This window comes from Leptolyngbya sp. GB1-A1, from assembly GCF_039962475.1.
GTDB lineage: Bacteria > Cyanobacteriota > Cyanobacteriia > Elainellales > Elainellaceae > Leptolyngbya_A.
On the sequence record NZ_JAMPLI010000002.1, the window covers coordinates 73998 to 97320 of the forward strand.

Annotated in this window: 23 protein-coding genes; 7 read left to right on the top strand and 16 right to left on the bottom strand. The window is 51.5% G+C overall.

Features of this window, described 5'->3' with window-relative positions:
- Positions 1 to 111 precede the first annotated feature (111 nt).
- Both NDI45_RS02340 and NDI45_RS02345 read right to left on the bottom strand, forming a co-directional pair.
- Positions 112 to 3093 (bottom strand): peptidase domain-containing ABC transporter, encoded by a 2982-nt coding sequence (locus tag NDI45_RS02340; RefSeq protein WP_190792069.1) that lies wholly within the window; start codon positions 3091 to 3093, stop codon positions 112 to 114.
- Positions 3090 to 3851, bottom strand: coding sequence for a peptidylprolyl isomerase (locus NDI45_RS02345; protein WP_190792070.1), 762 nt, complete (start codon positions 3849 to 3851; stop codon positions 3090 to 3092). The genes NDI45_RS02340 and NDI45_RS02345 overlap by 4 nt, the downstream gene beginning before the upstream one ends.
- A gap of 585 nt (positions 3852 to 4436) precedes the next feature.
- Here NDI45_RS02345 and NDI45_RS02350 point away from each other — a divergent pair.
- On the top strand, positions 4437 to 5264 hold the full coding sequence (locus NDI45_RS02350) for a metallophosphoesterase (protein WP_190792071.1): 828 nt from the start codon (positions 4437 to 4439) through the stop codon (positions 5262 to 5264).
- Positions 5265 to 5276: 12 nt separating this feature from the next.
- Here the strand turns inward: NDI45_RS02350 and NDI45_RS02355 are convergent, their stop codons facing one another.
- Positions 5277 to 5861: a pyridoxamine 5'-phosphate oxidase family protein gene (locus NDI45_RS02355; RefSeq protein ID WP_348246062.1), complete on the bottom strand. Its 585-nt coding sequence runs from the start codon at positions 5859 to 5861 to the stop codon at positions 5277 to 5279.
- 149 nt (positions 5862 to 6010) lie between these two features.
- Between NDI45_RS02355 and NDI45_RS02360 the strand changes: the two genes are divergently transcribed.
- A complete protein-coding gene (locus NDI45_RS02360; RefSeq protein ID WP_348246064.1) occupies positions 6011 to 8518 on the top strand; it encodes an exonuclease domain-containing protein in 2508 nt (835 codons plus the stop codon).
- A 2-nt stretch (positions 8519 to 8520) separates the two neighbouring features.
- Here NDI45_RS02360 and NDI45_RS02365 read toward each other — a convergent pair whose 3' ends face one another.
- The 5 genes from NDI45_RS02365 to NDI45_RS02385 form a co-directional block, all read right to left on the bottom strand.
- Positions 8521 to 9264, bottom strand: a complete 744-nt coding sequence (locus tag NDI45_RS02365; protein ID WP_348246066.1) for a phytochelatin synthase family protein — start codon at positions 9262 to 9264, stop codon at positions 8521 to 8523.
- 18 nt (positions 9265 to 9282) lie between these two features.
- Positions 9283 to 9915 carry a Vat family streptogramin A O-acetyltransferase gene (locus NDI45_RS02370; protein ID WP_190790894.1) on the bottom strand — a complete coding sequence of 211 codons (633 nt, stop codon included), beginning with the start codon at positions 9913 to 9915 and terminating at the stop codon, positions 9283 to 9285.
- A gap of 107 nt (positions 9916 to 10022) precedes the next feature.
- A complete protein-coding gene (fba, locus tag NDI45_RS02375) occupies positions 10023 to 11102 on the bottom strand; it encodes a class II fructose-bisphosphate aldolase (protein ID WP_190790893.1) in 1080 nt (359 codons plus the stop codon).
- A gap of 319 nt (positions 11103 to 11421) precedes the next feature.
- Positions 11422 to 11628, bottom strand: coding sequence for a hypothetical protein (locus tag NDI45_RS02380; protein ID WP_348246068.1), 207 nt, complete (start codon positions 11626 to 11628; stop codon positions 11422 to 11424).
- Positions 11616 to 11780 carry a hypothetical protein gene (locus tag NDI45_RS02385; protein ID WP_348246070.1) on the bottom strand — a complete coding sequence of 55 codons (165 nt, stop codon included), beginning with the start codon at positions 11778 to 11780 and terminating at the stop codon, positions 11616 to 11618. The genes NDI45_RS02380 and NDI45_RS02385 overlap by 13 nt, the downstream gene beginning before the upstream one ends.
- Positions 11781 to 11962: 182 nt before the next feature.
- Between NDI45_RS02385 and NDI45_RS02390 the strand changes: the two genes are divergently transcribed.
- Positions 11963 to 12160 (top strand): hypothetical protein, encoded by a 198-nt coding sequence (locus NDI45_RS02390; protein ID WP_348246072.1) that lies wholly within the window; start codon positions 11963 to 11965, stop codon positions 12158 to 12160.
- Between the two features lie 41 nt (positions 12161 to 12201).
- Here NDI45_RS02390 and fxsT read toward each other — a convergent pair whose 3' ends face one another.
- From fxsT to rsmA, 3 genes are all read right to left on the bottom strand, one after another.
- Positions 12202 to 13995 carry an FxSxx-COOH system tetratricopeptide repeat protein gene (gene fxsT / locus NDI45_RS02395; RefSeq protein WP_348246074.1) on the bottom strand — a complete coding sequence of 598 codons (1794 nt, stop codon included), beginning with the start codon at positions 13993 to 13995 and terminating at the stop codon, positions 12202 to 12204.
- A 46-nt stretch (positions 13996 to 14041) separates the two neighbouring features.
- Positions 14042 to 14473, bottom strand: a complete 432-nt coding sequence (locus tag NDI45_RS02400; protein WP_348246076.1) for a hypothetical protein — start codon at positions 14471 to 14473, stop codon at positions 14042 to 14044.
- 192 nt (positions 14474 to 14665) lie between these two features.
- Positions 14666 to 15547, bottom strand: coding sequence for a 16S rRNA (adenine(1518)-N(6)/adenine(1519)-N(6))-dimethyltransferase RsmA (gene rsmA, locus NDI45_RS02405; RefSeq protein WP_348246406.1), 882 nt, complete (start codon positions 15545 to 15547; stop codon positions 14666 to 14668).
- Between the two features lie 174 nt (positions 15548 to 15721).
- On the opposite strand from rsmA, the gene NDI45_RS02410 reads away from it, so the two are divergent.
- The gene (locus NDI45_RS02410) at positions 15722 to 16465 is read left to right on the top strand and encodes an SIMPL domain-containing protein (protein WP_190790887.1); all 744 of its coding nucleotides are present in this window, start codon (positions 15722 to 15724) and stop codon (positions 16463 to 16465) included.
- Positions 16466 to 16518: 53 nt separating this feature from the next.
- Here the strand turns inward: NDI45_RS02410 and NDI45_RS02415 are convergent, their stop codons facing one another.
- The 4 genes from NDI45_RS02415 to NDI45_RS02430 all read right to left on the bottom strand — a co-directional run bounded on the left by NDI45_RS02415 (position 16519) and on the right by NDI45_RS02430 (position 20463).
- Positions 16519 to 17625: a Gfo/Idh/MocA family oxidoreductase gene (locus tag NDI45_RS02415; RefSeq protein ID WP_190790886.1), complete on the bottom strand. Its 1107-nt coding sequence runs from the start codon at positions 17623 to 17625 to the stop codon at positions 16519 to 16521.
- Between the two features lie 142 nt (positions 17626 to 17767).
- Positions 17768 to 18739 carry a solanesyl diphosphate synthase gene (gene sds / locus NDI45_RS02420; protein ID WP_348246079.1) on the bottom strand — a complete coding sequence of 324 codons (972 nt, stop codon included), beginning with the start codon at positions 18737 to 18739 and terminating at the stop codon, positions 17768 to 17770.
- A 107-nt stretch (positions 18740 to 18846) separates the two neighbouring features.
- Positions 18847 to 19758, bottom strand: coding sequence for a pentapeptide repeat-containing protein (locus NDI45_RS02425; protein WP_348246081.1), 912 nt, complete (start codon positions 19756 to 19758; stop codon positions 18847 to 18849).
- A gap of 63 nt (positions 19759 to 19821) precedes the next feature.
- On the bottom strand, positions 19822 to 20463 hold the full coding sequence (locus tag NDI45_RS02430; RefSeq protein WP_190792190.1) for a hypothetical protein: 642 nt from the start codon (positions 20461 to 20463) through the stop codon (positions 19822 to 19824).
- Between the two features lie 352 nt (positions 20464 to 20815).
- Between NDI45_RS02430 and NDI45_RS02435 the strand changes: the two genes are divergently transcribed.
- Positions 20816 to 21190, top strand: coding sequence for a hypothetical protein (locus NDI45_RS02435; RefSeq protein ID WP_190792191.1), 375 nt, complete (start codon positions 20816 to 20818; stop codon positions 21188 to 21190).
- 73 nt (positions 21191 to 21263) lie between these two features.
- On the top strand, positions 21264 to 21776 hold the full coding sequence (locus NDI45_RS02440; RefSeq protein ID WP_190792192.1) for a Mov34/MPN/PAD-1 family protein: 513 nt from the start codon (positions 21264 to 21266) through the stop codon (positions 21774 to 21776).
- On the opposite strand, the gene NDI45_RS02445 is transcribed toward NDI45_RS02440, so the two are convergent.
- Positions 21745 to 22773, bottom strand: a complete 1029-nt coding sequence (locus tag NDI45_RS02445) for a hypothetical protein (protein ID WP_190792193.1) — start codon at positions 22771 to 22773, stop codon at positions 21745 to 21747. The genes NDI45_RS02440 and NDI45_RS02445 overlap by 32 nt on opposite strands.
- 246 nt (positions 22774 to 23019) lie before the next feature.
- Here NDI45_RS02445 and NDI45_RS02450 point away from each other — a divergent pair, with 246 nt between their 5' ends.
- Positions 23020 to 23166 (top strand): hypothetical protein, encoded by a 147-nt coding sequence (locus tag NDI45_RS02450; protein WP_190792194.1) that lies wholly within the window; start codon positions 23020 to 23022, stop codon positions 23164 to 23166.
- Positions 23167 to 23323 lie beyond the last annotated feature (157 nt).

Genomic DNA, 23323 nt, shown 5'->3' on the forward strand with positions numbered 1-23323 from the left:
GGGGGACTGAGTGAAGGAAAACTGCAAGACTCGGTGTATTCCAAAGCGGAAATGGCTCCCTCTGCATCCATCTTAGAGAATATCTGAGAAACCATCCGTGATAGATGCACACTACATTTCAGCTTCCTGCTGCTGATAGAGGGCATAGTAGCGTCCCCGCAGCGCCATGAGTTCATCATGCGTACCAATTTCAACAGGCGAACCTTTATCCATCATCAAAATAATATCGGCATTGCGAATTGTGCTAAGTCGGTGCGTGATGAAAAATACGGTTCGATCGCTAAACACCTCTGCCAAATTCAGGCAAACGCGCCGCTCCGAGTCATAGTCCAGTGCGCTGGTCGCTTCGTCCAGAATCAGCAGACGCGGGTTTTGCAGCACCGTGCGGGCGATCGCAATCCGCTGCCGCTGTCCACCCGAAAGGGAAGCTCCGCGTTCACCCACTCGCGTGTTGTAGCCGTTGGGCAGTTCCATGATGAAGTCGTGCGCCGCCGCCGCCTGAGCCGCCCGGATGATTTCTTCCGCCGAAGCATTGGGACAGGTGAGGGCAATATTCTCCTGCACACTACCTTCAAACAGCAGGGTATCTTGAGGCACGATGCCAATTTGCTGTCGCAGCGAGTAGAGTTCGACTTTGCTGATGTCGTAGCCGTCGATAATGATTCGCCCTTCTTCCAAATCATAGAGTCGGGGCAGCAGCTTCATCAGCGTACTCTTCCCGGAACCGCTCTGACCCACAATCCCGACAAACGCGCCTGCAGGAAACTCCAGACTGACGTTGGTGAGCTGCCACGGTCCACTCGTGCCAAACCGGAACGAAACGTCGTCAAACTTAACCTGACCCTGAATTGGAGGCATCGGGATATTTTGGCGATCGGTTTCATCCGCTTCGGGAGCCGAGTCTACAATGTCGCTGAGTCGTTCGATCGACAGACCCACTTCCTGGAAGTTTTGCCAAAGTTGCGCCAGACGCAGCAGCGGACTCGTCACATATCCGGCAATAATTCGGAAGGCGATGAGCTGACCGAGTGAGAGCTGACCTTGCAGCACCAAATAAGCTCCGACCCAGATCACCAGCAGACCCGAAAGCTGGTTCAGGAAGTTGCTGGCAGACCCGGCAGTCGTGGAAGTGAGAACGGTTTTAAAGCCTGCACTGACATATCGGGCATAGCGTTGCTGCCACTGCCAGCGTGCCCGTAGCTCCATATTCTGGGCTTTGACGGTCTGAATCCCTGAAACCACTTCCACCAGATAAGACTGGGTTTCAGCGTTTCGCTCCGCCTTAACGCGAAGCTGGTTACGAATCAGGGGTGAAGCGAACACTGCCAGCAGAATAAACAGGGGAATCGTCAGCAGCGACACCAGCGTCAGCAGCCAGCTATAAACAAACATCACCACAATGTAGATCACGGAGAATATCGCATCCAGCACCACGGTCAGAGCCGTCCCGGTGAGGAACTGCCGAATATTTTCCAGCTCATTGATCCGTGTTGCCAGTTCTCCAACCGGACGACGTTCAAAGTAGCGCAGCGGCAGCCGCAGCAGGTGATCGATAATCTCTGAGCCAAGCGACATATCGATCCGGTTCGTGGTGTCCACAAACAAATACGTTCGTACACTGGTGAGAAGCGCCTCAAAGAGTGCCAGTGCCAGCAGCAGAAACCCCAAAACATGCAGCGTGGCGATGCTTTTCTGCACAATCACCTTATCGATGATCACCTGCACCATCAGGGGATTCGCCAAGGCAAAGAGCTGCACAAAGAAAGAGGCAATGAAGACTTCGATCAGCACCCGCTTGTGTTTCTGGACGGCTGGCAAAAACCAGTTCAATCCAAATCGCTGCTGCGGCGTTTGCTTGGTCGATTTCAGCAGCAGGATCTCACCCTGCTGTCCCCAGGTTTCAGCAAAATCCGCAGGTTTGCGTCGCCGAATGCCGCTTTGGGGATCAGCAATCACCAGTTCACGTTCGCTCGCTTCATACAGCAGCACAATTCCATCCTGCCACTTCAGCAGAGCCGGACCCTCGATACGACCGATCGCATTGGCTGGAGCTACCACAAGCTGAGCATTCAAGCCCATCATTTCGGCAACCGCGCCACACAGCTCCAGGGAGACGGCGCCCATCCGCTGCGACTGACTCACCAAAACGCGCTTCACCACATCGCTGCGGAACGGCATATTGAAGTGCTTGCAGAGCATCTGCATACAAGCCATTGCTTCGTCCAGCTCACCCTTGCCGCGCACAAAGGGATAATTGGGCCGCCCAGAGGATTTTTTATCCGCCGTGAGACTGGGATCAGCTTCTCCGGGACGATCGGGCGCGTAGGGAATTTCAAGCTCTGGCTCGATCGCCGCTGATTCGATCGGCTCCGGGGTGGCATCAGCAATTTGTTCGGTCAGGATCTCTGGAAAGCCCACAATTCGCGCAGGCCGGCTGCCCGTCACTTCAACGCCGCTGAGCCGACCGTTTAGCGTCAGCCGACTTCCGACCGGGAAATTTTCAATTTCGCCGCCGCCGCTTACGAGCCAGATCCGATTTTGTTCAAGCTGGGCGATCGGAGTCCGTCCGGGGGGCAGGTTGCATACCACCGCTTCGGTTTCTGCCTGAAACGATAGCTCTTTCAAGTCAGCATCGCCATTTGCCTGACGGTGTAGCTCTGTGCCCAGCAGGTCAAAGACTTCCATCAGCGGCGCACGCTGGCGAAACGCACTGGCTAAGGTCGGTTCTCGCTCCAGCAACGCCAGAAAATCGGTGGCTGATAGGGTGAGGCAGATTGTTTCCGTCGAGGCGATCACCGTTTCACAAGGGACACCGCGCACCAGCCCCACCCAGCCAAAAATAGCTCCCGGCTGAAGCAGTTGCAGCGTCACAGGCTTTTGCGTCCGGGGATCATAGCCCAGTAGCCGCACCTGTCCCTGATAAACAATACAGACCTGATTGGGGAGTCGATCGCGCACCAGCACCGCCTGCCCCATCCGGTAACGCAAGAGCTGAAACCGCTCAGTCGCGTAGGACAAGGCACTGGGCGAAAGCTGGTCGAACGGCGGAACAGCCGCGACAAAGTCTTGAACAGTGGATTTGGTATAGGTCATGTGGCAAGGGGGGCAGCCGTAGAAGGATTAAAACTCAGGGAATCGACTTGTTCCAATTGTTCCTTGAGCCAGGTATTAAAACATTCGTTTAACAATCTCCGCCGCATCGATTCGTCAAGCTGGGCGGGAATAAATTTTTCCAGACGAACCAGGACGATCCATTCGCCCACACGGGTAGGAGGGCTAATATGACCGGGCTGGCTGAGCATCAGAAGCTGTGCCAGAGTCGGGTGGGGAACGCTCAGCTCTACCGGACCGATCAAGCCGTCGGTCTGCGCTTCTGGACCCTTTGAGTAGCTGCGTGCCAGTTCAGCAAAGCTCTGTTCGCCTTCCAACACCCGGAAATAAAGCTCTTGGGCAACGCCAATGTCCTGTTCCTGAACCCGAATTAGAGAGTAAATGACCTTATCGAGCCTGTCTTTGCGGCTGAGGAAGTAAGACTCTAGCTTGTTTCCCCAGGTTGCCTGTTTAAATTTCTCAATCCGCATTTCCCGGCTTGCCAGAGCATCGAGCTGCTCTTCAGTCATACCGTAGTAGGCTAGCCACGACTGCCGGGCTTCCGCTTCTTCGAGCTGGTTTTGACTGTAGAATTGCTGACGTGCTTCGGCAATTTCTGCTTCTGTACAGTCGATCGCTTGAATTGCCTGATCAATCAGGAGTTCCTGAACAAACTGCGGCATCATCTGATAACCCGCCATCAGCGGCAGCAGTTCCTCAGCCTTGATCGATCGATCCCCAATTTGTAGTACAACAGTCATCTCAGTAGGATCTCTGTGGATACACGCTATGCCCTTTGACTTTAACTTTGCCCTAATTTCTCTCGATCGACTCAGGGATACGGAGATTCAGGTAAAAACTTCGGGTCAATCCTGAAATCTTATTAGGGCCAGCTAAAACACTCAGTAGAATCTCTACCATTTTGCCTTTTGTTCCGTCTAGATGGCATCGACAACAGTTTGTCAAAACTCTTATCGCGTCACTGCACGAAATTCATTTGCAATTACTTTATACAGTAGGAGACTTGAATCCTCCTAAAAATACGTGGGAATGTGACATTTTGATAAGTATACTTGTTGATTTATCACAAAGCCTTTACACAACCTGTCCTGGATTCCTGCTCCTGCCAGTTTGCCTGCTCTTGTCCATACAATCCCCACTAAAAACCCCCACTAAAAACCCGTCAGTTCTGAGAACTCGTCACTTCAGAACTTGTTACTTCAGAACTCGTTACTAGCATCAGGCAGCAAACCAGATTCGGATGCAGCTTGTGATACAGCAAACACCAGGCCGGATACCTCCATTTGGTAAGCTGAGATGACCGTTCAGAAGAACGTATATCACCCATGCACAAGCTGTTATCCGGCTCCCTTCGGACTGAAGCGATCACAATCGCCATTCCCCAGTTACCGCCCCAGCTCCAAAATATCCGGTTTGTACAGCTCTCCGACTTGCATTATGACGGACTCCGGCTTTCAGAGCAGATGCTCACTGAGGCGATCGAAACTAGCAATGCGCTTCGGCCAGATTTGGTGGTGCTCACGGGCGATTATGTCACCGATGACCCCACTCCGATTTATGCCTTAGCCGATCGACTTCAGCGGCTTGAGAGCCGGTTGGGGATTTATGCGGTGCTGGGAAACCACGACCTGGAACTGCCCCAATCCAGAACCGAGGTGACAACTGCCCTCACTCGCGCTGGAATTCGGGTGCTGTGGAATGAAATTGCTTACCCGCTAGGGCAACAGCTTCCGATCGTCGGACTGGCAGATTTCTGGTCGCGTGAGTTTAATCCTGCTTTAGTCTTAAGTCAGCTTCACCCCGAAACGCCCCGCATCGTTCTTTCTCACAATCCCGACTCTGCCGCTAAACTTCAGCCCTGGCGGGTCGATCTTCAGCTTTCCGGGCACACCCACGGCGGTCAGATTGCTTTACCCGGTTTCGGACCCTTTCCCACAGGCTATCAGCGGCTGCGTCGCTATGTTCCCAAAACCTGGCGCAAATGGATTCCTTATATGAAAGAAGACTGCTACAAAGTTTTGCAGCACTGGGAGTGGGCGCAGGGATTGCACCAGGTCGGCTCTAATCTGCTTTATGTGAATCGCGGACTGGGAACCTATCCACCGGGACGGCTCTTCTGCCCGCCTGAATTAACAGTAATCACGATCGTTTAGCCCCGATCGAGCCTAATTCCCGCCAATCTCCTGCTGGCTACGCTCCATCCATCCTGCAAGCGGGGTGGGTAGACCGTCTACGCTGGTTTGATTTTTAAGCTGCCAGTAGTCCCACATGCCCCGATCGCCTTTCTTTTGCGCCCATTCCACGATGTCCGATCGCTGTCCCTCAAACTCGTAGAGCGGAACGCCCGTACCGCAGGAAGTCTGAACGCGATCGATTTCGGCGATGATAATTTGTCGGGTTCCGGGAATCGTGGGAAACAAGTCAGCCTGGGTGTGCCAGTCGAGGGCATCCGGCGTCAGCACTCGTCCCTGACCATATAGCCGCAGGATTAAAGGCTTGCCTTGAAAAGCACAGAACATGAACGTAATTCGCTGATTTTCTGCTAGATGAGCAGAAGTTTCGTTACCGCTTCCGGTGAGGTCAAGGTAGGCAACGCGATTGGGTGAAAGAATGCGAAAGCTATCCAGCCCCTTGGGTGAAAGATTGATGTGTCCAGCGGGGCTCAAGGGCGCAGTCGCCACGAAAAAGATTTGCTGCGCGTGAATAAATTTTTGTAAATCGTCAGTGATGCGACCGAAGACTTTAGCCATAAAGGGAAGTAGACAAATAACTGCTGAAATCTATTCCACCTTCTACAGTAAGTCTCTGAGTACGCGCTCTACAGAACTTTGCGTGTAAATGAATCTTCGATTGATTTGAGCTATTGCCAACCTGTGAAAGAAACCCGTGAAAGAAACCTGTGAAAGAGTTTATTGTCGTAGACACGGAGGGAAGCGAGATCGTTCGCGAAATTGCGATTTTGAACAGCGAAGGACAGCTCGTTTACGAAGCTTTTGACGCAGCCCATCCAAACTACACAGAAACCCAGCTTAAAAAACAGCCGCTTCAGGCAATACTGCCCAGCTTTTTTGATTTCGCAAAGCAAAAGCAGGTGATTTTTCACTCCGCAAATCACGATATTCAGGTTCTACGGCAAAGCTGTCGGAAAGCAGGACTAACCTGGAGGAAAATTCAGTTTAGCTGTACTTATGAACTGGCTCAGCATTATCTGCCCGATTTACTCAGCTACTCACTCGAATACTTAAGTAAGCGATTAAACTTAAAAGTTAACCAGAAATACTTCAATCCCCAACAAGCCCACTCTGCCCGCTACGATGCCGAATTTACCTATCAGCTCTATCTGAAACTTATGGAACTGAAGTCGCAGTCCTCCCTGAAAAAGGCGTTGAAAGATAAACCGAATCCCTTTAGCAGCAGCAAGGTTGATAATCCTTTTCAAGACCATCCTGACCTGAAGCAAATTTATCAGGATGAGTTTGAATTGCTAAAGGCAACGATCGATGATATCCGAGACGATCGCAATCATCAGAGCCAGGGAGCCGTAGTGATCGGGGAACCGGGAACGGGCAAAACGCACTTGATCATGCGATTGGCAAAAGAGCTGTTGCAGGTGAATCGTCTGCTGTTTATCGGTCAGCCGAATAATCCCGATAGTGTTCTCTATCACATCTACACGCGCATTCTCAAATCGTTTGTCGAAACTGTTCCAGGAAATGGCTTTACCCAGCTTGAGAATTTGTTAGCACACAGCTTTGTTAGAATTCTTCAGGCAACTTCCCAGCAAAGCAATAACGATGAAATCATTCTTTCGAGAATTGGAGAAAATCCGCTTGCGCTTTATAGTTTGGCGAAAGAAGGAACCGATTTGAAGCGCAAACTCTGGCAGCATATTGAGCGACGCACCAATGAATGGTGGACAAGCCAATATGGGTTATCGGGCTACTCGGCGCAGATTATTAAAGGCATCATCAAATTTTGCAGCTATACCGAACCACGACGCAAAGAATTAGCAACACGCTGGTTAGTTGCTCACGAGCTAGAGCGCGAAGATGCGGAATCAATCGGCTTAGAAAACTGGAGCGCAGACTTCAGCAAAGAGGATTTCTCATTAGAAGCAATCTCAGTATTTAGCAAGCTTTCTCTGCTCGATGAACCGCTAATCATTGTATTTGATCAGCTTGAGGGATTAGGACTGGAATGCAATCGAAATCTGCTGGAACGATTTGGCGAAGCCGTCAAAGAAGTCTTTACCTACGTTCCGAATAGTTTGATTATTCTCAATCTGTTTCCCGATCGCTGGCAGCAGTTTCAAACCTTTTTCGATGGTTCAGTGATCGATCGCATTTCGCAGCACAAAGTCTTTCTAGAAGCTCCAACTAATCAGCAGATCAAGGAAATTTTGCAGCTTAAAGTGAGGGCGATCGGCATTGATTTAGAAAAGCTATTTACATCAGGAGAACTTCAGCAAATTCTCAGTCATCGTCCGATTCGAGCCGCCCTGAATCGAGCAGCAGACTACTATCGCTACAAGGCACGCGGAATTCCCCTACCGCGATCGGCTCAGGAATTTTCGGAATCCTATCCTTCCCCCGAATTCCCGATTTCTACGGAACAGCGACTCGATCGCCTGGAGCAGGAGCTCAGCAAATTTCGGCAAGCAATTCAGGCGATCGCAACCGGATTAGGCTCAATCTACAGCACAGAAACAAATGGAGAGACTCCCGTTTTTCAGCCGTTTCTGAATACTGAGTTCAACCCTCATCAAAACACTCATTATCAGAATGGAAATGCTCATCGCTCTGATGAAACTCTCATTGTCCGTCTTGATGCCACACGACAGGTTTTAGACTATCTGAAATCGCAGAGACCGGAACTTTTGCAGGACTATGACAAACTGCAAATTATTACGGACAGCGACGATATTGGCAAACTCACGACGATCGCCGAAGCTTTTCAGCTCATCCAGCCCTTTGAAATTGACTGTCTTCGATTAGGTAAGTCTAAATTGCCTGAAAATCGTGTTTTTCAGTCTGAGCTTAAGAAGGTGGCGATCGGATTTCTGCAAATCGACGGCAGCGGATTCACGAGCCGTTTGAAAAACTTCAACGAATTAGTTGTCAGCCACAAAGACACTCGGTTTCTTCTATGGCGTGATGGGCGACAGCCACCGATTACAGGCAAAGTAGGACGCGAAGAAATCGAGAAGTTGAACAATGCGGCGAATGGTGTATATCGACTAATGGAGGAAAACGATCGGATTGATTTTGAGCTGCTGTACAAGCTCGTGATCGATATTCAAAACCGAGATTTAGACGTTGATTTGCTTGCCGCACTGGAAGTCGTGACGGACGAGTTAAAAGATAACTGGCTGATTCAGCTTTTTCAGCCTGAGCGATCGCTGAACTGAAATTATTCTCGACCGACCAGACCTCGGCTGACCAGAACAAAGCCTCTGGTTTTCCCTGAAGTTGTATCCAGCGTGTTCATCGATCGCCAAAGCTCATCGGCTCTCACCCAAACGGGAGGATATTTGTAGCGGGCAACATCCAGAATCAAAAAGCGATCGGTTTCCGCATGATAGGCAGCGATCGGGGAAATGTGCCCACCTCGCTCTTGTCCAATTTCTCGACGCAAATAGTTAATCAGAATATAGTTCTGCGGCTGATTGAGGTTTTCGATCACCAGTCTGCGAAACTCTTCCAGCGACGTATCGCCCGCATGGTGAACCGTGGCTTGCACCGAGTAGCTTTCGAGCAGTTTTCCCAGTTCTTCCAGGGTCAGCCCCTGCCGCTGCACCACTTCAGGCGCGATCACCTGTCGGGCGGCTTCACTGTCAAAAAAATTGTCCTGCGTGAAAACGCGATAGGGTTCATACTGAGGCGCGATCGGCGCGGGAATGCCCAGACTATTCAGGATCATCACCATACTGGCAACGCCGCAATAGGCTTGATTCACCTGCGTCACAAACTGCGAGCTGAGATTCCAAAAGTCCTGTCTGGCGGCACTCTCTATCAGCAGAGCTTCACCCTGCGGTGAGTTAAACGCAATCAGACGGTCGGGGAGGGCAAGGGTCTGGGCGATTGTCTGCCCGGCAGTAAGGCACAGCCCAGCAATGGCAAACTGAAGCAGCGCAAATCTTTTTTTGAGCATCATGAATTGACTCTCCTGAATTTATCGACAGGCTGCGAGTGCTTCGATATCTGCATTCACGATCGCTTCCAGATTCCTCGTAATTTTCTCAATATCCCAGTTCCACCAGGCAATTTCTAGTAAATGCTGAATGATTTCATCTGAGAATCGCTGCCGAATTTGCTTCGCCGGATTGCCGCCGACAATCGTGTAAGGCAACACATCTTTCGTAACGATCGCTTTTGCTGCAACGATCGCGCCATCCCCAATTTGCACGCCCGGCATAATGACCGCCTCGTAGCCAATCCAAACGTCGTTACCAATTATCGTATCGCCCTTATAAGCAGAATCATCGGTCTTGGAAGCAACCCGTTCCCACCCCTGCCCAAAAATCTCAAACGGATAGGTCGAGAAGCCAGACATGCGATGGGTTCCCCCATTCATCACGAACTTTACTCCTCTCGCAATGGCGCAAAACTTACCGATCATCAGCTTATCCCCCACAAAAGGAAAGTGATATAGCACATTGCGCTCAAAGTTTTCGGAGTCTTCCGGGTCGTCGTAGTAAGTGTAATCGCCGATCGAAATATTGGGATTAGAGACTGTGTTTTGAATAAAACAAATCTGAGGAAATCCCGGCATTGGGTGCGGGTTCTTGGGATCAGGATAGTTCATTTGCTTTAGCACACCCCAAGCAAAAAACCGGATAGGACTAGCCTACCCGGAATCGAAGGAAAAGGATGATCAGATTGATTGATTAAACTAAACGGCAGAACGTTAGCTTACACGCCCACGGTCCGCTTGCTCACCTGAGCCAGTTCGCCTTTCACATACTTGGCAGCGTACTCTTCCAGGCTAATCTGCTTGATCTTAGACGCATTGCCTGCGGTTTCGAACTGCTGATAGCGATCGGCGCACACTTTCTGCATGTACTTGATCGAAGGCTTGAGGAAGTGGCGGGGGTCAAATTCCTTCGAATTTGCCGACAGAGCTTCACGGACTGCTGCCGTGATTGCCAAACGGTTATCCGTATCGATGTTCACCTTCCGTACACCGCTCTTGATACCCTTCTGGATTTCTTCAACGGGTACACCGTAGGTTTCAGGGATAGTACCACCGTGTTGGTTAATCAGCGCAATCAGATCTTCGGGAACCGAGGAAGAACCGTGCATTACCAGGTGGGTGTTGGGCAGGCGGCGGTGGATTTCTTCGATGCGGCTGATTGCCAAAATTTCACCGGTCGGCTTGCGGGTGAACTTGTAGGCGCCGTGGCTGGTTCCGATTGCGACTGCCAGCGCGTCAACCTGAGTCCGCTCAACGAAGTCAACCGCTTCATCGGGGTCGGTCAGCAGCATGGAGTGATCGAGTTCACCTTCAAAGCCGTGTCCATCTTCTGCTTCGCCTTTGCCGGTTTCTAGCGAGCCGAGGCAACCCAGTTCACCTTCAACGCTAGCCCCGATCGCGTGAGCGACTTTCACGACTTCGCTGGTGACAGCAACGTTGTACTCGTAGCTTGCGGGGGTCTTGGCGTCAGCTTCCAGCGAACCGTCCATCATGACGCTGGTGAAGCCGTTCTTAATTGCGGAGTAGCAGGTTGCAGGCTCGTTACCGTGATCCTGGTGCATCACGATCGGAATATGAGGATAGGTCTCAACCGCAGCCAGAATCAGGTGACGGAGGAAATTTTCCCCAGCGTACTTGCGGGCACCACGAGAAGCTTGCAGAATCACAGGGCTATCTGTGGCATCAGCAGCCTGCATGATTGCCTGGATTTGCTCCATGTTGTTGACGTTGAACGCAGGAATGCCGTATCCATTCTCGGCGGCGTGATCCAGCAGTAGTCGCATTGGCACAAGTGCCATAGGTTTCCTCCTAGTTGGTGTGATCAGCTAATTTCGGCTTGAAATGAGAAATGCTTATGACAATCTTAAGATACTTTACACTCCCAGGTGAATTAATATCTTTCGGATTTCGGTCTAAGCGGCGAATGTGAACGCCAGCCTCGTTTTTAAGTATAAATGCTCAAGGTGATCTTTAGTCAAGCTTTGGTTTCAGGATGAATTGATTCTCCCTCAAGAGGTTATTTGAGGAGCCGCAACTGTCCTGCATTGCCCCCTAAATCCCCCATTGGTTACTGCCGCTCTACAGGAGCGAGTGGGGGACTTTGAAGGCTGGGGGAGGTTAAGGTCGATCGCGTAACTCTCGAACAATTTCCTGCGCTAAGTTTTTGCTCCAGACCTGCTCGAAGGGACAGGAAACCCGCCCGTCTTCCCGCTCAAACCAGCGAATTGCCTCTTCAAGCTGACTCACAGAATAGGTGTCGTTGATCAGCATTTTAGTCAGCAGGGTTTTGACGATGATCGCCTGAGCATCATTTAGAACGAGCATGGCTGATCCTCTTGAGTCGATCGTGAATTTGACAAGCGTTCGGCTTTGCTGAGAATCACCAGGGCTTTGTCGATATCGCGCACTTTGATGGCTCGAATGGAAGTCAGCAGAGAACGGATGAGAGCAACCTCATCATCAGAAAGGGTAATCATGTTTGAAACTCCATAGGAAGTTAACCTAGATGTCATAAAGGTTCTGGGTGCTTTTAACTTGATTTCACTATAGGAAAATTCGGCAATTCGTACAACATAGAAATGCCAAAAACAAAGAATAATCCTGAAACCCCGCTACGATCGTTGAGTTGCAAAGGCTAGGTGTGTATTAAGAACCTTCGATGGCTAGGAAAAAGAAAGCAGAGCTGCGCCTGTATATCTCGCCTAGTCTGGATAGGCTGCTGAAGACGTTAGCAGGTCTTAGCGATCAAACAGTAAGCAGCATCGTTGAGGATACTCTCAGAGAGAGTCTGCCCGATCGGTACAGCGAGTTGATGAACACTCACAATCTGGGAAAGCTGCTAGAGGACGAGGATTAGGAGACGGCAAAAACCGCACACCACGCTGACGACACTACCCTTCAGGACAGCCACCATTTCAACCAGTCCCAGCCCCGCGACGGCTCAGGCTTTGGCTTCAATGACTCGGAGAGTTTCTGCTGAAGCTGCTGCAAATTTGCTCGAAACAGAATAGTATTTGGATGATTGGTTCCTAGCCGCTGCTCTGCGATGGAAATTGCGCTCAGGTAAACGGGTTCTGCCTCTTGATAGCGTCCCTGATTGTCGTAGAGTCCTGCCAGATTGTTGAGGCTAGTGGCAACAGCAGGATGGTCTTTACCCAACTGCGCTTCATAAATCTTCAGCGATCGCTGGTAGAGGGGTTCTGCCTCCGAGTAGCGTCCCTGACTGTCGTAGAGTCCTGCCAGATTGTTGAGGCTAGTGGCAACAGCAGGATAGTCTTTTCCTAACTGCGCTTCTCGAATCTCTAGCAATCGTTGAAAGAGCGGTTCTGCTTCCGTGTACTGTCCTCGTTGGTAGAGATAATATCCTGCCCGGTTCAGCAATCGTGCTAATGCTTCAGCCTCCTCTAGCTTATTGAGGAGATAGGGTTGAATTGACTCTACGTGAGGTAGCAAACGGGCACACTGTGTCCACTGGTCATAATCCACTTCTGGAAAGGCTGCATTCAGAGTGGCGACCGCCCGGTTCACCCACTGCTGCAACTGGTCATCAGTCATCCGTTGCCGCAATACCGCCTGCACCATGCGATGAATGCTGTAGGACTGGGCAGCAGGCTCCAGCTTAATCAGCGAATAGCAAGCCAGGGAATTGAGGAGATTTGCCAGTTGCAGGGGGTCTGTCTCCGCCTCCGCCAGGGCATTCTGCACCCGATCGCCTAGGTGTTTCGCTCCTTTCACCAGCAGCTCATAGGGAATTGCATCGGCAGACAGCAGCGCACTCCACTGAAGCACATCGGCAGCAGCAGGAGCCGTTTCCTGGATGGCTTGAAAGTTAATTGCCCAGGTCGTCGTCACCGAGGCGGGATAGTTGACTCCGGCAGGATGCTGTTCCAGCAGCTTGAATCGCTGTTGCTGATAGCTCGTCCAATAATCCTGAATGCGGATCTGCCGTTCGCGGATAAATGCGCCTGCCTGCTCCAATGCCAGGGGCAAATCGTCAAACTCTGCCGCCAATTGCGCTGCTGCGGTTCGTTCGGCATCGGTTCCCTGCTCCTGCCCGGTACGCTTCATCAGCAAGGCGATCGACTCCTGCCGAGACAGCTTCAAGACCTGCTTCACCTCAGCAATGCCCACAGCATCCAGGACGGGAGCGCGAGACGTGACCAGAATACAGCCCTGGGGATTTTGCGGACGGAATTTTTGCAGCAGTTCAGGGCGATCGGCGTTGTCAAAGATCAGCAGCCAGTCTTTATGATTCGCAAACCAACGCTTCACCGCCTCAATTTTTTTCTCGGTTTCCTGCGCCTCCTGCTGCGGCAATGCCAGGGCACGCGCCAGATTGCCAAAATCCGTACTCAGCTCCAGCTCGGTATCTGCCCTCACCCAAAACACCCACTGATACGGCTTCCCAAAATAGTGATAAGCATATTCCACCGCCATCTGCGTCTTGCCAATGCCGCCCAAACCTGACAGTGCCGTGGCGCGTCGCTGCTGTAGAGCCTCATGCAACTGCATCAGTAATGCATCGCGTCCAGTGAAGTACGGGTTCGGCGGAAAGGGAACGTTGAACGAAATCGGCTCCTCGATCGGTTGAGCGGCTTGCTGATAGTAAATGTTTTCAGCAATGAAGTTTGTATTATCTTCTGCCGTTCTAACCTGATTGTTCATTCCCCCGTAGTTGTTCTGCTGCGTCATTGTTTTGCTGCGTTTCGCTCATCGGGGTGAAGGCTAGAGAATGCGTTTATCCGTGATGGTGTTCTCCACCAATAAAGTTGGTGTTATATGCGCCTTTAATTACGTTCTGGTAATTCGTACCGCCGTAGTTGTTCTGCACGGTACTGCTGTTATCCTCTACCAGCATCAGCGTAATCTCATGGGCGATCGTCTGAACTTGTGTGGCAAACTCCGGGTCTTCATCCATCACCACGTCCAGATTTTTGGCGATCGTATTCAGAGCCGCTTTGTCGCCCTGTTCCACCTTCTCTAACGCAAAATCAATGTTGGGCGATCGACCCCGCAGCTTATTCCAGATCAGCTTTCGCAGCTCGTCCATTTTGGCAACGGCTCCTTCTGTTAGCTTCTCAGCCACTTTGCCAACACCCGCCTCAACAAACTTCTGAAACGCCAGATTTGCGATTACACTTGCCGTTATCGCGGTTACAGGTTCTACCATTGGTTTCTTCCAAAGATTGTCTCGCCAGGTCACGCAATACACCCAACGATAGCGAAATTCCAGGGAAAAACTCAAAGAGTTCAAAGTCCCCCACTCGTGGGGGATTTAGGGGGCTGCAAAGCCTGGAACGCTAACAGAATCGATTGATGTGAACACCGTAGCTCAGAATTGCAATTAGGATGAGCCGATCGCTTAATCAGAAGAGCTTTCGTGTGTTTCTTCCTCGATCACTTCATCATTCACTTTCACATCACCCAAATCATCCCTTAGCGAATTACTTAGCGTTACCCAATTTGCGACGCTCAAATCTTCTGCACGTACCTGAGAATTAAGCTGCATTGATTCCAAAAGTTCAGTCAGCTTGTCGCGATCGATCACACTCTTCAGGTTATTTCGCAGCATTTTGCGCTTGGTGGCAAATCCTAGCTTTACCAGCGTATCGAGCTTGCGAGGGTCAGTTACAGGGGAGGCGATCGATCGGGGTGTGAGGCGAACAACTGCGGAATCAACCTTTGGCGGTGGTTGAAATGCTTTTGCTGGAACGTCTGCGATCCAGGTGCAGTCTGCCAGATATTGCACGCGCACCGAAAGCGCACCAAAGGCTTTAGAACCCGGACTTGCCGTGATCCGCTCGGCAACTTCTTTTTGCATCAATAGGACGATCGACTCATAGGGTTCTGGGTTAGGGTGAGCGATCGTCCCCAGCAGCAGTTCCAGGATTGGCCCGGTGATGTTGTAGGGAATATTCGCAACGACTTTGTTGGGATTTTGAAAGGCAGGAGCATTCGTCAGCAGTTCAGGCAGATTCAAGCTTAAAATATCGCCCTGAAGCAGCAAAAAATTTTTGGTTTGACCAAACTGTTTGACCAACAGCTTGCACAAATCGCGATCGATTTCCACTGAAAGAACCGACTGCGCCAGGGGCAGAAGCCTGCGAGTAAGAATTCCCGTTCCGGGACCAATTTCCAGGACGCGATCGGTGGGCTGAAGGGCAGCAGCATTCACGATTTGCGTCAAAGCCTTTTCGCTCTGGAGCCAGTGCTGTCCAAATCGCTTTCGCGTCGAGTGAGTCATGTTAGAAGTCAAAGTTCCGGTTCCAAAAGGGATTTGCGGCAGGCGATCGCAAAATTCCATCCTAGCGGGTTTCCGAAACTGTAACTAAAGTCACTCTGAGACGATCGGCGTGGCAGAGTAGAAACATCCTGAATCCATCGTCATTCGATCAGGAACCCATGTGAGGAGATTACCATGTCGAAGATTACGTCTCGTCTTTCCCGCCGTACCCTGGGCATTGCTGTGCCGCTCTTGCTAGGGGTTGCTAGTATTTCGCTCACTCTACCTGTTCTCGCCCACGAAACCCAGCCAATGACACGAACCATTACCGTAACCGGACAAGGCACTGAGTCGATCGCCACGACCCTGACTCAGGTGCAGCTCGGTGTTGAAGTGCAAGGTAGAACGGCAGAAGAAGTGCAGCAAGAAGCCGCTCGGCGATCGTCGGCGGTGGTGGAGTTTTTACGGGGGCGCAATGTCAGCAAGCTGCAAACTACCGGAATCAATCTCAGTCCGCGCTACGACTACGACAACGGCAACCAGAGAATCGTAGGATACACGGCGACCAACACGGTGAGCTTCCGCATTCCCACAGAGCGGGCAGGCACTTTGTTAGACGAAGCAGTGCGGGCAGGCGCAACGCGGATCGATAGCGTATCGTTTATTGCAGAAGATGCGGCGATCGCAACCGCACGACAGCAGGCAATCCGGGAAGCAACGCAGGATGCCCAAACGCAGGCAGATGCTGCTTTATCTGCGCTGGGACTCAGCCGCGAAGAAGTCGTGAGCATTCAGATCAACAATGCCTTTATGCAACCGCCTCCAATGCCCCTGTACCGCCAGAATGTCGCGATGGGTGCCGCAGACTCTGCCCCTACGCCGGTTGTGGGAGGCGAGCAGGACATTCAGGCAACGGTGACTTTGCAGATTCGCTATTAGTTTAAGAGGGTGTTTGAGCAGGGTGGGGGTTTCTACATTGCCCCCTAAATCCCTCAAGGCTGGGGAACTAAATTAATTTCCTGCCCACCCTGCTTTAGCGATGCCGTGAGCGCGGTGAGAATTTCGACCAGTTCTGCTCCCAGTTCTCCGGGGGATATGGCAGAAGGGGTGTTGTGCTGCACGCAGTCGAGAAAATGGCGGCAGACCTGCTGAAGCGGCTCAAGCGACTCGATCGCAATGGGCTGAGATGGATGAGCGATCGGAGAAAATGGCATTCCTTCAGAAGAATTGGCAGACGCGAAACTGCCGGGCAGGAAGGTTAACGGCGATTCAGGATTTAGCTCGTCAAAAACCAGCGTACCGCGATCGCCTACTGCACAGAGTCGCCGCTGCTTATCAGGATTGCCCCAGCAAAGATGAATCATTGCCCGAAAGCCACTGGGATAGCTCAGGTTCACCCACACCAAATCAGAAATTCCCGGTTGCAGCCAGCTCATTCCCTGAGCCTGAACGGCGATCGGGCTTTCTCTCGTCCAGGCGTTGAAAATGGCAATGTCATGTACCACCAGATCCCACAAAGCATCGACATCCTGGCGCACCGGACCCAGGTGAGTTCGGCTGGCATAGCCATAGCGCAAATTACCCAGATCACCTGCCTGAATCCTGATCTGCCCCTGCTGCACTGCCGGATGAAATAAATAGGTGTGATCGACCACAAGCTGTCGCTGCTGCTGTATTGCCAGTTCACAAAGCTGCCTTGATTCCCGGGGGTCAAGCGTTAGCGGCTTTTCTGCTAGCACATGGCAGCCCTGTTGCAAAGCGGCTTTAATAATGGAGAAATGGCTGATCGCGGGCGTTGCCACAACGACGGCTTCGACTTCGGGTAACGCCAGGGCTTCTGTCCAATCGGTGAGCAAAGGGCGATCGTCTAATCGATGATGCTGTCCCAGGCGATCGGACAAAGACTGAAGCTGTTCTAGATTCGGGTCTACCACTGCCAGAAGTTCTGCTTGCGGCAGGGTGAGAAAATTGCGAACGAGGTGAGTTCCCCAGCGTCCCGCCCCGATGACAATCAGCTTAACAGGAGCGAGTTGGGCACGATCGCGCGAAAAATTGGGAGAGACAAAAGCAGCAGGAATCTGGGATAGACGAGCTGTCATAGCGGCTGGAGGCCAAATGCCTTTGGCGGCGAGTTTGTGAGCAAAGGGTTTGCTCCAGCGTGGCTCAATCGATCGCCCAACGTGACCCGCAATTCTGCGGAACTGTTTATGAGATTTGCTTAAAGTCGCTTAATGGAAGCAATTAATATAAACGGCTCAGAACGTAGTCACATAGCTCCAGCAGCGTTTGGCGCGAGTCTGAATCAGGCAGTTCGCTGAGGTTGGCGATCGCCTGCTGAGCGTGTTTGGTGGCGAGTTCCCGCGAGCGTTCGATGCCGTGACTGTCATAGACAAGTGCCAGTGCCTGCTCCAGATCCCCTTCCTGAGCAAACTCACGCTCGATCAGGGTTTCTAGATAAGGCTTTTCTTCCATTGCGAAGAGAACCGGAGCCGTTAAATTACCGCTTTTCAGGTCTGATCCAGCAGGTTTACCCAGGGCATCACTAGAGGCAGTGAAGTCAAGAATGTCATCCACGATTTGAAATGCCAAGCCCACATTACGCCCGTATTCATAAAGCTGCTGCGCCAGTGCATCTGAAACGCCACTTAGGAGAGCAGAGGCTTTTGCGCTGTTTGCCATTAGCGAAGCGGTCTTGTAATAGCTCTTTTCCAGATAGGCTGAGATCGACAAACTCGCATCAAAGCGATTGAGTCCCTGCTGAATCTCGCCCTCTGCAAAGTCGCGGATCACTTCAGAGAGCAGTTTCACGACTGCTAAATTATCCAGATTCGCCAGATACCAGGAGGACTGAGCAAACAGAAAATCGCCTGCCAGCACTGCAACCCGATTGCCAAAGCTGCTGTTAACCGTCGGCACGCCCCGCCGCAGCTCGGACTCATCAATTACATCGTCATGCACCAGACTCGCAGTGTGGATCATCTCAGTAATTTCTGCGAGGCGGCGATGCTTTTGCGTAATTTCTTCGTCTGACATCGTTGCCCTTGCCACCAGCAGGACGATCGCAGGTCTCAGCCGTTTTCCTCCTGCCCCAAAAAGGTATTCTGCTGCGGCGTAAAGAATGGGGTGTCTGGCTCCCACAAGTTGTTTCAGGTTCTCAGTCAGCAGCCGGAGATCTGCGTCTACTGGGGAAAAAAGGGAGGTCGCTGAGGTCATGGATGAGCCGCCGCTGTTAAGTTACGAAATATTACACATCTTACCTTTATTTTACTCATATCTATTTTTCCTGGGGTAGTCTGATCTGCCCCTTCTTAGTAATGACCTTAGTGATGACGAGAACCATCTGGCAAAATCGTATTCTGTAAACGAGTGAGCGTCAGGTTCGCGCCAGTGAGGTTGGCAGCCATTAAATTTGCCCCGCTCAGGTCTGCCTGGGTCAGGTTTGCGCCGCGCAAATTGGCTCCGCTGAGGTTCGCTTCCTTGAGGCAAGCACGACTTAGATCGGCTCCGCGCAAATTGGCTCCAGCGAATGTTGCCTGTGCCAGGTTTGCCTTACTCAATTTTGCCCAGCTTAAATCCGATCGATCGCCTGCCGCCTCAATCAGGGTTGCCCCGGTCAGAATTGCATTCACCAGACGAGCTTCGACCAGGATAGTTTTATAGAGCGTTGCTTTGCAGAGTAAAGCTGCATTAAGTTCTGCCTGATAAGCATTGGCGCGGCTCAGGGTGGCACTGGTGAGATTTGCCCCATTCAAATTCGCACGGCACAGCTCCGATCGCGTCAGGTTCGTATCGCTGAGGTCAGCCGATCGCAGATTTGCCTGTCGGAGGTCGGCTCCAATTAAATCCGTCAGGCTCAGATCTGCCTGGATCAAACTAGCTTCGCGCAGGTCGGCATTCCGCAAAATTGCCCCTTGAAGATCAGCTCCATCTACGGTTGTGCCAATCAGGTGAGCATCGCTCAGGTCTGCTTCGGTCAGGTCAGCGTGAATCAGAATTGCCTCATATAAATTGGCACGGGTGAGGTCAGCCGATCGCATCACAGCCTGGCTCAGATTTGCCGAAGCCAGGGACGTTCGACGCAGGTTTGCCCGACCCAAATCTAATCGGCTCAGATCAAAGCCGCGCAGATCCGCTTCGTTCAAGTCGGGGTCAATTTCAGGATGGTGCAGTCGCCAGTCTTGCCAGCCGATTGCTCCCCATTTCAGCAGTGCCAGATGTTCTGAATTTGCCATAATGCCCGCTGCGCCCCTGCCTGTGCCTCCTATAGATTCGCTGTAAGCTGACCTAAAAAAGAATTACTCTTTGCGTCCGCCCAGTTCAAGCTGCCGACCAGATATGCTTTCCAGCGAACCGAGCACTGCCCTGGATGCCGCAATAATGTCCTGCTCCTGGCCACCGAGATAAAGTCGCCCAAAGCTGCCCACCGCTGAAATGTGCAGAATGTTGATCAAAGCTGCTTTTTCCGCTTCGTTGGCAGCTAGAGCCGCATAAGCAGCAGGTTCGCATTCCATAATGTAGAGCGTTTGCCCAGCAAGCAGCATATTTCCCTTGCGGGTGCGGTTAATGAGCTGGGTATGGTGAGCGTCAATGTTGCGAATAATCTGGCTGGAAATAATCCGGGGCTTAAGGCTGTCTCGCGGACTCACCCCGATGTAATCTAAAATTGCACGTCCGGCAGCCAGGGTATCACTCTGACGACTGGAGTGAATTTCTAGCAGCCCATACAATCGCTCAATAAACAGCACCCCCGGGCGCACCGAAGCCGACTTCAGGGCGATGTCCATCAGGCGATTGATTTCAATTCCTGGCGCAATCTCCACCCAGAGCGAGGAATCCCCCGGCAGGGGCAAAAACCCTAATGCCTGCGTCCCAAGGTAAGCGGCGTGCTGGGGCTGAAGGTTGTCGAGATAAACGTAGCTGCGAAGATCAATTCCCAAAACAGTACCTTCCCAAAAAACACCCGAGACGAGACAGCTTTGCTGCAAGCTTAAACTGACCGCTAAGCGACAGCAACACCCACAGTGGTAGTTCTATTATCGCTGAAGTGTTAATGATTATTGCGGGGATTCTAGCGAAGCGGCTGAAGAAAGGTTGCAAATTGCTCATCCCTACCCAATCGGCAAGTGGCCGCTACTTGCTACACCGCTAGTTTAATCACGAAAGTGATTTAAATCACGCAGAATTCCATCAGAAAATCATAGAGTCACGACTGAAACTCCCGCATGCAGGCTTGGATCACTGTATTAACTAAACCATTCATCAACTAAACCATTCGCTTCACTGCCTTCTATGATTCAGCTCCAGCCGCAAATCACTCGCCTGCCCCTGGCTGACTTGATTCTCCCCATGAATCTGCTGCATTTTGATTCACAAAAACTGATTGCCCTCGGTGTCCCTCCCGAAGATGCAAAGTCGATCGCCCAAACCATCATCACAAAACACACGATGCTGCGCTACTGGCGCAAGTTGGCTCAAGCAGGCATCCCCAGCGATGATGCGCGTCGAATTGCCAGAGCCATTGCCAAATATGATGTGATTCAAACTTTGCCCAGCGCACGGCAGCAAAACCTGATTCGCTACTATTGCCCGATCGTCTGTCGCTGTGGTCTGTGGCGATCGGCTCTCTTGCTGTCTCAGCCCAGCAAATTAACTCCAGTTTCCTAATCCTTCAAATTTCTCCTGAGAGAACCCCGAAGCAGCCGATCTAGAATGGCAGGGAATAAAGGGAAAAGAACCCGTGACACTGCACCTGACCCCAACCCAGCTACACCAGATTCAAACCCAGGCAGAGCGCACCTATCCTGAAGAATGCTGCGGATTACTGCTGGGTCAACGCGATCGATCGGGCAACAAATTGGGCAACAAACAGGTTTGCGAAATCTACGAAACGCCAAACGCCTGGACAAAGGAAGCAACCGCCGAACTCGCCCTACAAATCCCGGCTGCCCAAATTGCACAAGGCGCAAAAGCCGATCGCTACTGGATCGATCCCAGAGATTTACTCAAAGCTCAGAGATATTGCCGCGATCGAGGCTGGACAGTACTGGGTATCTATCACTCTCACCCGGATCATCATGCAGTGCCTTCAGAATGCGATCGGGTTCTGGCTTGGGCGGAATATGTTTATGTGATTGTCTCTGTGCAGCAGGGTAAAGCACAGGACGTTCGCGGCTGGCAGCTTGATTCAGCCCATCAGTTTCAACCCGAGGAACTTCTGATTACCGAGATGGATTTGCCTGGGCACAAGTAATCGCCTGCTGAACTTGCTGACGTAATTCAAGGGGTTCGATCGCTTCTGTAATGCGTAAGGCATTCTCAGGTTGACCGAGTGCAAGATAGGTTGGGATGAGTGACACCGTGCTGACACTCTGCTGAGAAGCTTCACTGACAGCATCAGCAAGCTCCTGAGCCTGATATAAAACTTGCTGGGCGCGATCGTTCTCTTCCAAGGCTGTGTACACTCTGGCTACCCCAGATAAAATCATCGCTTTGACATACGATTCTTCCAGAGCTTCTGTACTCTGAAGAACGAACGTAAGAACAGAATTTGCTTGCTCCTTCTGGTTTACTGCTTCATAAACGTAGGCAGTACCCAGCAATATGTATAGGGTAAGCAAAGTCTGCCTTGTAAAGCTCTGAACGAGTGTTACCAGTTCGTTTGCTAATGCAGCAGCTTGTCTCGCTCCTCCTGCCACCGAATAAATTCCCATAAACCTAGCAAGAGTCGTAAAGCGAATGGCATTGGCGGCTTCAAGGGAGTATTTGGCGAGTTCTTCCGTTTTCTCTTCCTCTTCGCTGCGATAGTTAGCTAGAGCAAGATCCAGCACTGCTAAAGCCTTGGCTGGCTGACCCTGCACCTGATAATGCTCCGCAATGTCAAGCAAAAAAGGTAGCCTGTCCTCCTCATCTCGCTGATTAACCAATGCCAAAGCGGAGTCTAACTGTCCGGCATTGATGTAGGCGGTGATGACCGATGATATTGCCCAATCTCGCCCGAAAGGATACTCACCATCGTAGGGTTCGACATCGTGGAGTTCGCCCTCTGGCAAGGAAGGAGCCGGAATACCAAGCGCGATCGTCTCTGCCTGCTGCAATTGTCCGCGCTGAAGGTAAGCCTCGCTAATACTTGCTAGAGTTGCCTCACGCTCATACGGATTCTGAATTTTTGGTACTAACGCCAATGCCGCTTCAAGCTGCCCTGCGCGGATAAGCCTGACAATTTCCGGACTGATTCCTGCGGCTTCCAACGGCCATTGGTTTTCCGAACTCTCCCCCAGCAGGGAGCTTTGAACCTGCTCTGGCTCCGATGTGGCAGGTTTTACGAAGAGGGAAAAACTTATTATTTCGTCAGTCGATTCCGATAAGGGAATGGGTGGGAAAGGGCATGAGGGCGACAACGGGGCAAAAGTAAACTGTGCTGAAGATACGGTAGAAGCAGTATGCCCTCCAGTCAGAGACGAAATTGCCGCAGGATCAGGCTGAGCTAAGCCAGCATGACCCCCTCCAAATACTCCCGAAATGACAGCAATACTCAAGGTAAACGAGACTCTTGGCTTTGGTACGAGGGACATCAGGCAACCGATCGTTATCAGGGCGAATACGCGAATTATCTCCGAGCCATTTCTACCCAGCATCCGTGAAAACTGGCTCAATCCCACAAAACGCTCTAAACCTCACCCTTTATCGCCCCTGCCCCTGCCCCCTATCCACCCATCTACTCCCCACTCCAACCCTAAAGAAATCCTGATTCTTAACATCATGCGATCGAGAATGCAGCAGACCTGCTGTAATAGAAAA